Origin of the sequence: Amycolatopsis albidoflavus, assembly GCF_039525725.1 — a bacterium.
Taxonomy (GTDB): domain Bacteria; phylum Actinomycetota; class Actinomycetes; order Mycobacteriales; family Pseudonocardiaceae; genus Amycolatopsis; species Amycolatopsis albidoflava.
The window spans coordinates 52,728-67,335 of the sequence record NZ_BAAAHV010000025.1; the positions used below are offsets into that span (position 1 = coordinate 52,728).

General features: G+C 68.4%; 13 protein-coding genes. 7 read left to right on the plus strand and 6 right to left on the minus strand.

The features are described from left to right. Positions 1–76 precede the first annotated feature (76 nt). Together typA and ABD156_RS39940 are read left to right on the plus strand one after the other, a co-directional pair. Positions 77–2,008 carry a translational GTPase TypA gene (gene typA, locus ABD156_RS39935; protein ID WP_344286231.1) on the plus strand — a complete coding sequence of 644 codons (1,932 nt, stop codon included), beginning with the start codon at positions 77–79 and terminating at the stop codon, positions 2,006–2,008. A gap of 215 nt (positions 2,009–2,223) precedes the next feature. Further along, positions 2,224–3,954: an ABC transporter family substrate-binding protein gene (locus ABD156_RS39940; RefSeq protein WP_344286232.1), complete on the plus strand. Its 1,731-nt coding sequence runs from the start codon at positions 2,224–2,226 to the stop codon at positions 3,952–3,954. A 256-nt stretch (positions 3,955–4,210) separates the two neighbouring features. Here the strand turns inward: ABD156_RS39940 and ABD156_RS39945 are convergent, their stop codons facing one another. From ABD156_RS39945 to ABD156_RS39965, 5 genes are all read right to left on the minus strand, one after another. Then, on the minus strand, positions 4,211–5,242 hold the full coding sequence (locus tag ABD156_RS39945; RefSeq protein ID WP_344286233.1) for an ABC transporter ATP-binding protein: 1,032 nt from the start codon (positions 5,240–5,242) through the stop codon (positions 4,211–4,213). Further along, positions 5,239–6,336 carry an ABC transporter ATP-binding protein gene (locus tag ABD156_RS39950; protein WP_344286234.1) on the minus strand — a complete coding sequence of 366 codons (1,098 nt, stop codon included), beginning with the start codon at positions 6,334–6,336 and terminating at the stop codon, positions 5,239–5,241. Before ABD156_RS39950 ends, ABD156_RS39945 begins: the two co-directional genes overlap by 4 nt. After that, the gene (locus ABD156_RS39955) at positions 6,333–7,283 is read right to left on the minus strand and encodes an ABC transporter permease (RefSeq protein WP_344286235.1); all 951 of its coding nucleotides are present in this window, start codon (positions 7,281–7,283) and stop codon (positions 6,333–6,335) included. Before ABD156_RS39955 ends, ABD156_RS39950 begins: the two co-directional genes overlap by 4 nt. After that, positions 7,276–8,256 (minus strand): ABC transporter permease, encoded by a 981-nt coding sequence (locus ABD156_RS39960; RefSeq protein WP_344286236.1) that lies wholly within the window; start codon positions 8,254–8,256, stop codon positions 7,276–7,278. The genes ABD156_RS39955 and ABD156_RS39960 overlap by 8 nt, the downstream gene beginning before the upstream one ends. Before the next feature lie 187 nt (positions 8,257–8,443). Then, positions 8,444–10,192: an ABC transporter family substrate-binding protein gene (locus tag ABD156_RS39965; protein WP_344286237.1), complete on the minus strand. Its 1,749-nt coding sequence runs from the start codon at positions 10,190–10,192 to the stop codon at positions 8,444–8,446. Positions 10,193–10,848: 656 nt separating this feature from the next. Here ABD156_RS39965 and mshB point away from each other — a divergent pair. Genes mshB through ABD156_RS39980 form a run of 3 tightly spaced genes read left to right on the plus strand, consistent with a single transcriptional unit; the run spans position 10,849 to position 12,867 of the window. Further along, the gene (gene mshB / locus ABD156_RS39970) at positions 10,849–11,676 is read left to right on the plus strand and encodes an N-acetyl-1-D-myo-inositol-2-amino-2-deoxy-alpha-D-glucopyranoside deacetylase (protein WP_344286238.1); all 828 of its coding nucleotides are present in this window, start codon (positions 10,849–10,851) and stop codon (positions 11,674–11,676) included. Positions 11,677–11,720: 44 nt separating this feature from the next. Next, positions 11,721–12,083 carry a hypothetical protein gene (locus tag ABD156_RS39975; protein WP_377928515.1) on the plus strand — a complete coding sequence of 121 codons (363 nt, stop codon included), beginning with the start codon at positions 11,721–11,723 and terminating at the stop codon, positions 12,081–12,083. After that, positions 12,076–12,867, plus strand: a complete 792-nt coding sequence (locus ABD156_RS39980) for a hypothetical protein (RefSeq protein ID WP_344286239.1) — start codon at positions 12,076–12,078, stop codon at positions 12,865–12,867. Before ABD156_RS39975 ends, ABD156_RS39980 begins: the two co-directional genes overlap by 8 nt. 4 nt (positions 12,868–12,871) lie before the next feature. Here ABD156_RS39980 and ABD156_RS39985 read toward each other — a convergent pair whose 3' ends face one another. Beyond that, the gene (locus ABD156_RS39985; RefSeq protein ID WP_344286272.1) at positions 12,872–13,630 is read right to left on the minus strand and encodes a site-2 protease family protein; all 759 of its coding nucleotides are present in this window, start codon (positions 13,628–13,630) and stop codon (positions 12,872–12,874) included. 223 nt (positions 13,631–13,853) lie between these two features. Between ABD156_RS39985 and ABD156_RS39990 the strand changes: the two genes are divergently transcribed. Beyond that, complete coding sequence (locus ABD156_RS39990) at positions 13,854–14,177, plus strand: WhiB family transcriptional regulator (RefSeq protein WP_037355639.1); 324 nt, start codon at positions 13,854–13,856, stop codon at positions 14,175–14,177. Positions 14,178–14,390: 213 nt separating this feature from the next. After that, positions 14,391–14,600 (plus strand): hypothetical protein, encoded by a 210-nt coding sequence (locus tag ABD156_RS39995; protein ID WP_344286240.1) that lies wholly within the window; start codon positions 14,391–14,393, stop codon positions 14,598–14,600. Positions 14,601–14,608 lie beyond the last annotated feature (8 nt).

Sequence of the window (14,608 nt, forward strand, 5' to 3'; positions counted from 1 at the left end):
AGTGTCCGGTGCCCGTCATCCCGATCCGCCGCGCGGTGCCACCCGCCTTTTTTCTTCGAAGTTCAGGAGTCTTCGCGTGCCCGCAGCCAGCGCCACCGCGGTCGAAACCGGCCGCGCGTCCGGCAAGACCCGGCCCGACCTGCGCAACGTCGCGATCGTCGCCCACGTCGACCACGGCAAGACCACCCTGGTCGACGCCATGCTCCGCCAGTCCGGCGCCTTCGCCGAACGCGCCGAGCTGGTCGACCGCGTGATGGACTCCGGTGAGCTCGAGCGGGAAAAGGGCATCACCATTCTCGCGAAGAACACCTCCATCCACCGCCAGACCGCCGACGGCACGGTCACCATCAACGTGATCGACACCCCGGGCCACGCCGACTTCGGCGGCGAGGTCGAGCGCGGCCTGTCCATGGTCGACGGCGTCGTGCTGCTGGTCGACGCGAGCGAGGGCCCGCTCCCGCAGACCCGCTTCGTGCTGCGCAAGACGCTCGAGGCGAAGCTGCCGGTGATCCTGCTGGTCAACAAGGTCGACCGGCCGGACGCGCGGATCTCCGAGGTCGTCGAGGAGACCCACGACCTGCTGCTCGACCTGGCGGGCGACATCGAGGACGCCGACCTCGACGCGATCCTCGACCTGCCCGTCGTCTACGCCTCCGCGCGCGCCGGCAAGGCGTCGCTGGAGCAGCCCGAGGACGGCGGCCTTCCCGACAGCGAGAACCTCGACCCGCTGTTCGAGACCCTGCTCCAGCACGTCCCGGCCCCGGCCGCGGACCTGGACGCCCCGCTGCAGGCGCTCGTCACCAACCTCGACGCGTCGAACTTCCTCGGCCGCATCGCGCTGATCCGCATCCACGCCGGCAAGCTGCGCAAGGGCCAGACCGTGGCCTGGATGCGCGAGGACGGCACCGTCCAGAACGTCCGGATCTCGGAGCTGCTCGTCACCGAGGCGCTCACCCGCGTCCCGGCGTCCGAGGCCAGCGCGGGCGAACTGGTCGCGATCGCGGGCATCCCGGACATCACCATCGGCGACACCCTCGCCGACGCGGAGAACCCGGTCGCGCTGCCCCGGATCACCGTGGACGAGCCGGCCATCTCGATGACCATCGGCGTCAACACCTCGCCGCTGGCCGGGCGCAACGGCGGCGACAAGGTCACCGCGCGGCTGGTCAAGGCCCGCCTCGACCAGGAACTGATCGGCAACGTCTCGATCCGCGTCCTGCCGACCGAGCGCCCGGACACCTGGGAGGTGCAGGGCCGAGGCGAGCTGGCGCTGGCCATCTTGGTCGAGCAGATGCGCCGCGAGGGCTTCGAGCTGACCGTCGGCAAGCCGCAGGTGGTGCTGCGCACGATCGACGGCAAGCTGCACGAGCCGTTCGAGCGCCTCTACATCGACTCGCCCGAGGAGCACCTCGGCGCGATCACGCAGCTGCTCGCGTCCCGCAAGGGCCGCATGGAGGACATGAGCGGCAACGGCACCGGCCGGATCAAGCTGGTCTACGTGCTGCCCTCGCGCGGCCTCATCGGCTTCCGCACCGACTTCCTCACCGAAACCCGCGGCACCGGCATCGCGAACCACGTGTTCGAGGGCTACTTCCCGTGGGCGGGGGAGATCCGCACCCGGCACAGCGGCTCCTTGGTCGCCGACCGCTCGGGCCCGATCACCGCGTACGCGATGATCCAGCTCGCCGACCGCGGCACGTTCTTCGTCGAGCCCGGCGCGGAGGTGTACGAGGGCATGGTCGTGGGCGAGAACCCGCGGTTCGAGGACCTCGACATCAACATCACCAAGGAAAAGAAGCTCACCAACATGCGGCAGTCCTCGGCCGACGTGATGGAGACGCTGGCCCGCCCGCGCAAGCTCAGCCTCGAAGAGGCGCTGGAGTTCTGCGCGAGCGACGAATGCGTCGAGGTCGCGCCGGAGGTCGTGCGGGTCCGCAAGGTCACGCTCGACATCAACACCCGCGCCAAGGAGCGCTCGCGGGCCAAGAGCCGCGACAACAACAGCTGAACCTCGCGAAGGTGAAAAAGGGCGCCTCCCGTTCCGGGAGGCGCCCTTTCGCGTGAACCCCGGCAGCGGTTCGTGCGTCCACTCTTATGGCGGTATCCACTCCGATGTCACGGAGCGGCGGCCGATGTGGGAATCTCGATGCCGGCCCCCGCCCTGGCATGGCAGCATGACCGCTTCGACCACGGAGCGCGGCGGGAACTTTCAGGAGGACGAGCGTGCGATTCGGACGCCGGCTGGGGCCGGTGCTCGCGCTGGCGGGAGTACTGCTCGCCGCGTGTTCGAACACTCCGCCGCCCCCGGTGGTCACGTCGGCTCCGCCGTCGAGCACGACCAGCGCGGCGGCGCTGTCGCAGATCGTGGTCGGCGTGGACGACGTCGTCGGCGGCTACAACCCGCACAGCATCGCGGACGCGTCCACGATCACCACGGCGCTGTCGCAACTGCTGCTGCCCTCGGTGTTCCGGCAGTCCGACGACGGCGCGCGCACGCTCGACAAGACGCTGATGGTCTCGGCCGAGGTCGTCTCGCAGGTGCCGTTCACGGTGAAGTACGTGATCCGCCCGGACGCCTCGTGGTCCGACGGGGCCCCGATCGCCACCGAGGACTTCATCTACCTCGCCAACGCGATGAAGACGAACCCCGGCGTGATCGACCCCGCGGGCTACCGGCTGATCTCGGACATCGAATCCCGCGACGGCGGCAAGGGCGTCGAGGTCACCTTCAGCAAGCCGTACCCGGCCTGGCAGACGCTGTTCGACAATCTGCTGCCGCAGCACCTGCTCAAGGACTCGCCCGGCGGCTGGACGAACGCGCTCGCCACGAGCTTCCCCGCGGTAGCCGGGCCGTTCGCGATCAAAACGATCGACACCGCCCGCGGCGAAGCGACCCTCCAGCGCAACGACCGGTACTGGGAGAAGCCGGCCGCGGTCGACACGCTGATCCTGCGCCGCTCCGACGCGTCCGGCATCGCGACCGCACTGCGCAGCGGCAACGACCAATTCTCCTTGACCCACACCGATTCCACCGGCCTGCAGCTCCTGAACGACCTGGGCTCGGCCGTCCAGTTGCACACTGTGCCCCGGCCGCTGACCGCGTCGGTGCTGCTGCGCCCGGTCAGCGCGACGCTGGCTGACTCGCGCGTCCGCGCGGGCATCGCCTCGCTGCTGGACCGCGGGAAACTGATCTCCGCCGGGGCGAAGGGCGGCCCGGCCGCGACCCTGAAGGCGGACGCACAGGTCCTGCCGCCCTCGGCGAAGGACTACGCGGCGACCATTCCGGCCGGCCCGCCGTCGGCTCCGGACGCGACCAAGGCCGAGCAGAATTTCACCGCCGCCGGGTACAAGAAGGAAGCCGGCGTGTGGCGCAAGGGAAACAAGACGCTGTCGATCGTGCTCGCGTCGCCGGGGGAACAGGAACCGTACGCGTCGATCGCGAAGGAACTGGCCTCGGAGCTGGTCGCCGGCGGCATCGAGGTCAACCAGATCAAACCGCAGCCGCGCGACCTGTATTCGTCGCTGCTGGCCATGCCGGTCGTGAATGGAAAACAACAGGCGAGCCCGGATTCGAACAGCACCGTGGGCGTCGACATCGCGGTCGTGGGCCAGCCGGTGGGCGGCGATCCGGCGACCGTGCTGGCGTCCAACTACGGCTGCGCGCCCGAACCGGCCCAGGCGGACAAGGCCAAACCTGTGGTGCCTGCCAACTCCGCGGGCCTGTGCGACCAGGGCCTCCAGGCGACGATCGACTCGGCTATCACCGGTTCGGCGACTGTCACCGATTCGCTCAAGACCCTGGAACCGCAACTGTGGTCCCAGAACGTCGCGATCCCGCTGTTCCAGGAAGCCGAAACTTTGGCGGTGGGCAAGGGAATCTCCGGCCTGACGCCCGGCCCGCCGATGCAGGGCCCGTTCGGCTCCGCGGTGAACTGGACCCGCGGCGCCACCTGATCCGGCACGCCTCCGTTCCGCAAAAGTCCGTGAGGGGAACCCTAGGGGAATCAGAGTCCCTCAGGGTTCCCCTCACGGACCTCCGCGCCGCAGGCCAGGTCCACCGGCCAGCGTCCACCCGCCGCCGAGAAAACCCCAATGCCACATTGGGTGCGTCTGACGCACCCAACGCCACATTGGAGCGCAAGCAGCGCTGGGTCCATCGGCACGCGAAAAGGGCCTCGCACGAGTAAGTGCGAGGCCCTTTTCGCGTGCGTCAGATCAGCTGCAGGCTTTCCGCGAAGTGGCAGGCGACCGGGTGCGCGTGGCCGCGGTCCACCAAGGCGGGTTCCTCCGTCTTGCACTTCTCGCGACCGGCGTCGTCCAGCTGGTTCGCGAACTTCGGGCACCGGGTGCGGAACCGGCAGCCCGACGGCGGGTTGGCCGGGCTGGGCACGTCGCCGGTGATGACGATCCGCTGCCGCGTCCGCTCCTTGCGCGGGTCCGGCACCGGAATCGCCGAGATCAACGCCTGCGTGTACGGATGCGCCGGAGTCTCGAACAGCTCCTCCGACGGCGCGGTCTCCACGATCTTGCCGAGGTACATCACCGCGATCCGGTCCGCCACGTGCCGCACCACCGAAAGGTCGTGCGAGACGAACAGGTACGACAGCCCGAGCTCCGCCTGCAGGTCCTTCAGCAGGTTGAGCACGCCGGCCTGGATCGACACGTCCAGCGCGGACACCGGCTCGTCCAGCACCAGCACCTTCGGCTTCAGCGCGAGCGCGCGGGCGATGCCGATGCGCTGGCGCTGACCGCCGGAGAACTCGTGCGGGAACCGGTTGCCGTGCTCGGGCCGCAGGCCGACGGTCTTCATCAGGTCGCGGACCTGCTGCTTGCCGCCGTTCTCGTACAGCCCGTGGATGCGCAGCGGTTCGGCGATGATCTCGTTCACCGGCAGCCGGGGGTCGACCGAGGCGTACGGGTCCTGGAACACGATCTGCATGCTGCGCCGCAGCCGCTGCAGTTCGCGCTTGCCCATCGTCGCGAGGTCTTTGCCCTCGTAGGTCACCTTGCCGCCGGTGAGCGGCTGCAGCGCCAGCGCCACGCGGGCGGTGGTCGACTTGCCGCAGCCGGATTCGCCGACCAGCGCGAGCGTCTCGTGCGGGTAGATGTCGAACGACACGTCCGACACCGCCTGCACCGCGCCCGAGACGCGGCGGATCAGGCCGCCGCCGCGGATCGGGAAGTGCTTGACCAGGTTCTGCGCGGAGAGGACGGGCGCCTGCCCCGTCGTGGCCTCGCTCATCGGTTCGTCTCCGTGTCGGTCGCGGTGGCGTCCACGGCGACCGGGACGGCTGCCGCGTCGGCCGAGGTGGCGCTGAACAGCTCGGCCGGGTCCTTCCCGACGACCTGCTCGGTGAAGTGACAGGCCGCGTGCTGGCCGTTCGGGCCCGCGACGAGCTCGGGTTCCTCTTCGTCGCAGATCGGCTGCGACAGCGGGCAGCGCGGGCTGAACGGGCAGCCCGGCGGCATGTTCTGCGTGGCGGGCGGCGAACCGGTGATCGGCGTGAGCCGTTCGGTCTTCACGTCCAGCCGCGGCAGGCTGCCGAGCAGGCCCAGCGTGTACGGCATCCGCGGGTTGTAGAAGATGTCGTCGACCGTGCCGGATTCGACGACCTTGCCCGCGTACATCACGTGCACCCGGTCGGCCTGGCCGGCGATCACGCCGAGGTCGTGCGTGATCAGCACCATCGCCGCGCCGGTTTCCTTCTGCGCGGCCTGCAGCGCCTCGAGGATCTGCGCCTGCACCGTCACGTCGAGCGCGGTGGTCGGCTCGTCCGCGATGATCACGTCCGGGTTGTTGGCCATCGCGATCGCGATCACGACGCGCTGGCGCATGCCGCCCGACAGCTGGTGCGGGTACTCGTCCGCGCGCTGCTTCGGGTTCGGGATGCGGACCAGGTCGAGCAGTTCGATCGCCTGCTTCTTCGCGACGTCCTTGCGCACGTCGTGGTGCGCGGTGATCGCCTCGGCGATCTGGTCGCCCACGGTGTACACCGGGTTCAGCGACGTCATCGGGTCCTGGAAGACCATCGCGATGCCCTTGCCGCGGACCTTGTTCAGTTCCTTCTCGTTGCACTTCAGCAGGTCTTTCCCGCCGAACCGGATCGAGCCGGACACCTTCGCGGTCTTCGGCAGCAGGCCCATCACCGCGAGCGAGGTCACCGATTTTCCGGAGCCGGATTCGCCGACGATGCCGAGCACCTCGCCGCGGCGAAGCTGGTAGTTCACCCCGCGGACGGCGCTGACCACGCCCTCCCCGGTAGGGAACTGCACGGTCAGGTCCTCAACGACGAGGACGGGATCGCCGCCGCGTCCGTCGGAGACGTTCTGGGTCATGCGCGCACCTTCGTCTGCTGGGGGTCGAACGCGTCCCGCAGGCCGTCCCCGATGAAGTTGATCGTCAGTGCGATCAGGATGATGAAAATGCCCGGGAAGTAGAACAGCCACGGCCGCGTGTCGATCGCGGTCTGCGCGCTGCTCACCAGGAGACCGAGCGAGGTGTCCGGCGGCTGCACGCCGAAGCCCAGGAACGACAGCGCCGTCTCGAGCAGGATGGCGATCGACACGAGGATCGTCAGGTTGACGATGATCGCGCCGAGCGCGTTGGGCACCAGGTGCCGGAAGATGATCCGGCTGTCGCTCGCGCCGAGCGCCTTCGACGCCTCGACGAACTCCTTCTCGCGCAAGGAAAGCACGACGCCGCGGGCCACCCGGGACACGTACGCCCAGTAGAGACCGCCGATGACGACCGCGATCAGCCACCACGAACCGCCGGACTGGTGGCCGAGCACCGCGGCCACCGCGAGCAGCGGCAGCGTGAGCACGAGGTCGGCGATGCGCATCAGGACCGTGTCGAGCCAGCCGCGGTAATAACCGGCGACCGCGCCCCACACCGTGCCCACGACGGTCGCGAAGATCGCGACGAGGATCGAGATCTGCAGCGAGATCTGCGTCCCGCGCATCACCTGCGCGAGGGTGTCGTGGCCGACGGCGTCGGTGCCGAACGGGTGATCGCCCGAGGGCGGGGCCGAGTTCTGCTCGGTGATGGTGCCCGCGTCGTACTTCCAGATCGCCGCGCCCACGTAGGCGAACAGGATGATCAGCACGAACACGACGAGGCTGATCATCGCGAGCCGGTGCTGCAGGAACCGCCGGAAGACCAGCTGCGCCTGGCTGCGTTCCTTGACCGTGAACTCGCGTTCCGGCCCGGCTTCCGGGGTGGTCGCGACCTGCAGGCGGGAATCCGAGCCGGTCGGCATGTCGGGAATCGTTTCGTCAGGCATAGCGGATCCTCGGGTCGAGCAGGCCGTAGAGCAGATCGGCGACCAAGTTGAGCAGGATGATGAACGTGGCCGCGATGAGAAGCCAGGCCTCCACCGCGTACACGTCGCTTCGCTTGATCGCGTCCAGCAGGAAAGCGCCCGCGCCCTGCCATTGGAACACGGTCTCGGTCACGACGGCGCCGCCGAGGATCGAGCCGATGTCGAGTGCGGTCACCGTGGTCAGCGGGATCAGCGCGTTGCGCAGCGCGTGCTTGCGCGTCACCGTCCAGCGCGGCAGGCCCTTGGCCCTCGCGAGGCGGACGTAATCGCTGTTGAGCACCTCGAGCATCGAGGCGCGCTGGTACCGGCTCCAGGCCGCGTAGCTGGTCAGCGCCAGCGAGATCGTCGGCAGGATCAGGTGGCCGAGCACGTCGCCGAACTGGGCCCAGAACCCGCCCGCGGCGACCACCGACGAGGAACCGATGGTGTAGAAGACCTGGTCGCCGACCGTCGTGTTGATCGAGATGCCGACCTGCTTCAGCACCAGCGCGAACCAGAACGACGGCATCGACAGGAACAGGAAGCCGAAGAAGGTCGCGGTGTAGTCGAACTTGGAGTACTGCCGCGACGCGCTGATGACGCCGATCAGCACGGCGAGGATCAGCGCCACCACCATGGCGAGCACGATCAGCCGCAGCGTCACGCCGAAGCGGCCGAACACCTCGCTGCCGATGTTCATGGTGGACTGGACCGAGGGGCCGAAATCACCGTGCAGCACGCCGGTGATCCAGTGCCAGTATCGCTCGAGAATCGGCTGGTCGAGATGCAGCCGGATGCGTTCGAGTTCGATGGTGCGAGGGGGCGGCGGCGGGTTTCTCGCGATCAGCGGGGTCAACGGGTTGGCCGAAAGCGACACCATCACGAAGACGACGAACGTCGACACGATGAGGATCGGCACCGAGACGAAAAGCCGGCGCAGTGCGAAGGCAAGCATGGAGGTCTTCCTGCTCTGGACGGTGTTCTGCCGGCGCCCGCCGCTCGTGGTGGCAGGGCCTTGGCGACGAAACGGGGCAATCGTGGTGTTCGGGAACTAAAAGGGCATTCGGTTGCGGATACGGTGAAGGGCCGGCATCTCGGCCGGCCCTTCACCGGGTGTCCCGCGGGAATCTACCGGTCGTTGATCACTTCCGGATGCCCCACTCCGCCATGTTGTACACCGGCCCGTCGAGGGTCGAGTTGTTGCGGATGTTCGCGATCTTGTCCGACGAGGCGATGAAGGTCGGCTTCTGGTACAGCGGAAGCACGTACGCGTCGTTCGACATGACCTGGTCGGCCTGGTTGAGCAGGTCCGCCGCCTTGGTCTGGTCGGTCTCGGCGTTGGCCTGCGCCATCAGGCTGTCGACCTGCGGGCTGCTGTACTTGCCGTAGTTGTTGCCCTGCCCGGTGCCCCAGTTCTGGATGGCGCCGCCGAACGGGAACGGCGAGGCGACCCAGGCGAAGACGATGACGTCGTAGTCGCCGCTGGTGGTGGTCTGGCCGAGGTCGTCGGTGGACTGGACCTTCACCTTGACGCCCAGCTGGGCAGCGGTCTGCGCGAACAGCTCGCACTCGTTCTGCCGGATCTGGTTGCCGACGGTGTAGCGGATGCGCAGCTCGGGGATGGCCTTGCCGCTCGGGTCCGACAGCTGGTTGTTGTTCAGCTTGTAGCCCGCGTCGGTCAGGATCTTCTTGGCCTTCTCGATGTCACCGGAACCCTGGCCGGTCGAGCTCACCGTGTCCTTGTAGCCGGTCTGCTGCGGCACGAAGTTGTGGTTGTTGAGCGGCTCGACCTTGTTGGTGAACTGGCCGACGGTCTTGGCGATCATGTCCTTGCGGTTGATCGCGGTGAACAGCGCCTGGCGCAGCGGCTTCTGGGACAGCGCCGGGTTCTTCAGGTTGAAGTCGAAGTGCTCCCAGGTCAGGCCGAGGCCGATGAACGAGGAGATGTTCGGCATGTTCTTGACCTGGTTGATGAGGTCGACCTGCGGCTGCGGGTAGATGACCTGCACCTCGTTGTTCTGCAGGGCGGTCGGCTCCTGCGTCGCGTCGGTGATGACGCGGAAGATGACGCTGTTCAGCTTCGGCTTCTCGCCCCAGTACTTCTCGTTCGGGACCTCGGTGACCGACTGGTTGTTGACGAACTTCGAGATCTTCCACGGGCCGCCGGACCAGGTCGGGACGGTCGTGCCGAACCACTTGAAGGACGACGCGAGGCCGGCCGGGGTGTTGATGTCGCCGTGCTCCTTGGCCAGGTGCGCCGGGTACATCGCGCCGCCGGAGCTCCAGAGCAGCTTCCAGTCGGTGAACGGCTTGTCGAACACGACCGTCACGGTCTTGCCGCCGTCGGAACCGGTGACCGACTTGACCTGGTCGTAGCCCGCGGTGCTGGCCGCGGCGCAGTCGGGGCAGTCCTTGCCGTTCTGGACCTTGTAGTTGTAGATGAAGTCGTCGGCGGAGAACGCGGTGCCGTCCGACCAGACGGCCTTCGGGTTGAGCTTGTAGACCACCGTCTGCGGGCTGGTGCTCGTGACGTCGGCCGACTCGACGAAGTCCTTGTTCAGGACCGGCTTGAGGTCGGGCGTCGCGTAGAAGGTGTAGGGCAGCAGGCCCTTGGTGACCTCGCCGGTTTCGAAGACGTTGCCCTCGGCCGAGATGACGTTCCAGTTCGGGACGTTCTTCTCGATGGCGTAGGTGACGTCGCCGCCCTGCTGCAATTGGTCGGCCTGCGCCGTGTTGCAGCTGTTCGGGTTCTTGTCGCAGTCGGCGAATGCCTGCCCGGTCTGCACCGCGCTGTTGCCGCCTCCGCCACCACCGCATGCGGAGAGCAGAAGGGCCGCGCCCGCGACGAACGCGCCGAGTTTGGCGGCGCGCGACCTAGTCGTCACTAACATTCATTCTCCTTGCTCGACGCCGTCGCGGGTTTGCGAGGCGGCTCTTCCTGACGCGCAAGCACCGATCGGTATCGCGTTGCTCACCGTAGCCGTGAAACTTAGGCATTGGACAGACGGCAAACCTATCGATCCGGACACTCTCAGTGAGATCGTTGCGGAACAGATATCTCGCACCCCCTGGTTGCACCGTGGTTTCCGCACTTGATCGACTACGGTTAGTAGTTGATCACGGAAATTCGGAACCGGTTCGGGTGGTGGTTCGGTCCAGTGGGCCGACTGGCCCGGCGGACAATAACCGCCCCGTTCCGTGTGCGGTACCCCAGCTAATGGAGCAATCACACGGCCGCGACGAACCCGAAGTGACAAGAAATTGGTCCGATCTCGTGAAACGAAACAATGCGCCCGCCGCCGGGCGCGGGCAGGACTGTCCGGACGGAGGCGGGTGCTCGGTGGGTGTTCCGAGCATCTTGCGTCCTTGCCCGCGCATTCCGAACCGCGGAACGTTCCGCGGAAGGGAACGCCCACGGTCCGGGACGCTGGTCCGACTTAGTGGGATGCCGATGCATTTTCCCGTGCACGCCGCGGATTTCGTTCCGGAACGCCGCGCCGGGGGTCGGCATCCCGGTGCCGGACGCGACGGTCACTAACCTGAGGGCGTGAAGCGGAAGCTGCTGCTGGTCCACGCGCACCCGGACGACGAAAGCATCGCCACCGGCGGAGTCATCGCGCGTTATGCGGCCGAGGGCGTCGAGGTGTGCGTCGTGACCTGCACACTCGGCGAAGAGGGCGAAATCGTCCCGCCGCGGCTCGCGCGCCTCGTCGCGGCGGAGGCCGACCAGCTCGGCGGATACCGGTCCGGCGAGATGGCCGCCGCGGCCGTCGCGCTCGGCCTCACCCGGCACGAGTACCTCGGCGGCATCGGCCGGTGGCGCGATTCGGGCATGGCGGGCACGCCGGCAGCCGACCATCCGAGGGCGTTCACCGGCGGATCTCTGGTGGAGCAGACCGCGCAGCTGCGCGAACTCATCGACGACTTCGCTCCCCAGGTCGTCGTCACCTATGACTCCTTCGGCGGCTACGGCCATCCCGACCACATCCGCGCGCACGAGATCACCATGGCGGCCGCGCCGGACGCCCCGTCGGTCGAGCGGGTCTTCCACGTGGTCCAGTCCGAGGCGGCGCTCGCCGTCGGGCTGGCGGAACTGCGCGCCGACGGAACATCACCGTTCCGGGTGGCCGCCGACGGCGAGCTTCCGTCCACTCCGGACGGCAAGATCACCACCGTGGTCGACATCTCCGCGCACCGGCAGGCGAAGCTCGCGGCACTGCGTGCGCACGAAACCCAGCTGACCGTGGTCGACGGCGCCGTCACGCACTTCGCGCTCACCAACAGCATCGCGCAGCCGATCCCGTCCGCCGAATACTTCGTGCTCGCCCAGGGCGACGCGCACGGCGCCGAGACCGATCTGTTCGGCGGGTGGTGATGGTGTCCACCCCGCCCGCGCCGCTCACCCGTGACCAGTGGCTGATGCTGGTGCTGCTGGCGTTCGACGCGGTCGTGCTGGCGCTGCTCGAACTGTTCTTCCTCCCGCTGCGCCTAGGCCCGCTCGGCGAGGTGCCGATGCCGGTCACCGCGCTCGTCGGAGCGGTCACCACGCCGTGGCTCGTGCTGACCGCGGCGAAGCTCGTCCGGCCCGGGCTGTCGTTCGTTCCGCTTCTGGTGTGGGTGCTCGTCGTGTTCGGGGTCGGCCTGTTCGGGCCGGGCGGTGACGTCGTGCTCGTCCAGGACTGGCGCGCGCTGCTTCTGCTCGGCGCGAGCGCGCTGCCCGCCGCGCTCGTCCTCGGCGGCGGGCTCGGCCGGGCCGCGGCGAAGAGCGGCGCCCGTGTCTGAGGCCATTTCGGACCGTCAGGTCGTCGCGATCCTGCGCCCGTTCGTCCGCGCTTGCGCTCCGATGATCGACGCCCTGCGCGAGGCCGACCCGTTCGGTTTGCAGGCGCGCGCCCGGCGCGGCGAGGGCGAGTTCTCCGACGCCGGGTTCAAGAAGAAAATGCTCCACGCGCTGACGACGGTGAAGGTGCCGGGCACCGCCGGATGGGCGGCGATGGACATCGACCAGCGCGCGAGCTGGTGGGTCAACCGGGTCGGCAGGCTCACCTCGTTGCTGACGTCGATCCCCGGTCTCGGCGGCGCGCTCGCCGACCGGCTGCCGGTGCAGGACACCCTCGGCGCCGCGTCGCAGGGGCTGGTGCTGTGCGCGATCGCGGGGGAGTACGGCGTGACCGACGTCGGCAGCCGCGTCCGGCTGATCGCCTCGGTGCTTTTCGAGCGGGACATCGACGCCGACCTCGCGGCGGGAGCCAGCCACGACAAGTCCGCTCAGTCCGCAGAGGACAGTGAGACCGCGCGGCTCACCGAGGAACTCGACGAATCCCACCGCAAACACGGCAACGTGACCGCGAAAGCCGTCGCCACCACGCTCTGGCACCTCGGCAAGTCGCTGTGGGGGATCACCGGCGAACTCGAGAAGCGCCCGCGCGGCCGGTGGTTCCACCGGGCACTCGGGATGCTGCCGGTGGTCGGCGCGGCGGGCGACTACCTCGGCGAGCGCTCCGGGCTCAAGAAAGTCTGGAAGCGCGCGCACGCCTGGCTCATGGCCCACCGGCAGTGGGCCTGAGCCCTTACCGCCAGAACAGGAACGCGCTCTGCCCGATGAAGGCCGCGGACGCGTTGCCGCCGAGCGGTGCGTAGATGTGCCCGGCGATCGTCCAGAGCAGATCCGACACTGGCCGGAAAAGGAAGAACAGCGCGAACAGCACCAGCGGAGCCCACGGCCGCACCCGCGCGCCGAACGCCCGCGCCTGCGGGGAGAGGTACGGCTCGAGCGCGCCCCAGCCGTCGAGCCCCGGCACCGGCAGGATGTTGATCAGGAACGTCATCATCTGCAGCAGCGCGAGGTAGGACATCGCATAGAAGAGGCCGGCCGCCATCGGGATCAGCATCGTCGCCAGGCACAGCGCGGCTCCGCAGGCGAGGTTGCTGAGCGGGCCGGCCAGCGAGGTCCACGACGCGGTCGCGCGGTTGCGCAGCGCGCCGCGGTTGATCCACACCGCGCCGCCGGGCAGCGGGATGCCGCCGATCAGCAGGAAGATCAGTGGCAGCACGAAGGACAGGACGGGGTCGGCGTAGCGCCGGACGTCCAGCGAGAGGTACCCCTTGTGAGCGATCTCGTGATCACCGCCGCGGAAGGCGACGAAGGCGTGCCCGAACTCGTGGAGCGTCAGCGACGTCATCCAGCCGCCCGCGACGAGGAGCACGACGCCGGCGATGAACATCGGGTCGCGGGAACCGAGAAGAGTCGTGGAATCACCGTATGCAGCCAGGAAACCACCGGCGACGGCGACGGCGAGGATGCCGAGGAAGATCGGGCTCGGACGCACTGCTGATCTCTGCACCCCACCAGTCTTCCGTATGCCCGGTGTGAAGTCTTCGGCGTGTCCCCTTGCGCACCCGGGCACAGAGATCCCCCGAACTCGCTACTCGGCTTGACCTGGCCGACCTACACAGGTGTAATCACAGTGATGTCATTCGCTGTCGGAGGGGGCAGCGGGTGTCGTTTCACCACCGCCAGCCTGGGGAGTGCGTAGGAGCGAGGAGGCGGACGTGCGGTTGGAAGCGGACAACAGGGAATGGGGGCACGTCGTGGGTTGGGGAGAGAACCCGGAGCAGCAGCTCGGGGATCTGACCGACCTTTTCGACGTCCCCGAGGAGCAGGACTGGCAGGAGCGCGCCCTGTGCGCGCAGACCGACCCGGAGGCGTTCTTCCCCGAGAAGGGCGGCTCGACCCGCGAGGCCAAGCGGATTTGCCTTGGCTGCGAGGTCAAGGACGACTGTCTCGAGTATGCGCTGGCGCACGACGAGCGCTTCGGCATCTGGGGCGGACTGTCCGAACGGGAACGTCGCAAGCTGAAGAAACGGGCTGTCTAAACGGGTTTCGGTTCCCCCGGTCCACGCGGACCGGGGGTGCGCCCCGCCGCCGTCGTGGCGGCGAGCCAGTGGTGCGGCCGGTGCGACGCGGCGGGGAGGGGAGCCCCCGCCGGGGTGTCGCCGGGCACATTCGACGGATTCGCGCGGCCTGATCCCGTGGCCCCGTGAGGGCAAAACTGCCGTCGCGGAGGCCGTAAATTTCGGTGCTGTGCCGTGGTTCTCTTTGTGATCTTCGTCTTCCGCGCACGAGATCCCCGGGGTGCCGCGGATCTCGTGCCCGGACCGGATGCCGCCGGTTCCTCGCTTGAGCGCCGGTTCGGCGCCCGCGGGATTTCTCTGGTGCTCGGGTTCGTCCACGCGGTGGGATTCGCCGGGCGTGCGGCGTGGGCCGGTGCCCGCGCGTCGAGCCACGCCGTAGGGTGACCGCACCC

Coding starts and splice junctions, on each gene's coding strand:
- ABD156_RS39945 (WP_344286233.1), bottom strand. CDS start 5,242: ATGAGCGAGGCCACGACGGGGCAGGCGCCCGTCCTCTCCGCGCAGAAC.
- ABD156_RS39950 (WP_344286234.1), bottom strand. CDS start 6,336: ATGACCCAGAACGTCTCCGACGGACGCGGCGGCGATCCCGTCCTCGTC.
- ABD156_RS39955 (WP_344286235.1), bottom strand. CDS start 7,283: ATGCCTGACGAAACGATTCCCGACATGCCGACCGGCTCGGATTCCCGC.
- ABD156_RS39960 (WP_344286236.1), bottom strand. CDS start 8,256: ATGCTTGCCTTCGCACTGCGCCGGCTTTTCGTCTCGGTGCCGATCCTC.
- ABD156_RS39965 (WP_344286237.1), bottom strand. CDS start 10,192: ATGTTAGTGACGACTAGGTCGCGCGCCGCCAAACTCGGCGCGTTCGTC.
- ABD156_RS39975 (WP_377928515.1), top strand. CDS start 11,721: ATGCTGGTGCTGCTGGCGTTCGACGCGGTCGTGCTGGCGCTGCTCGAA.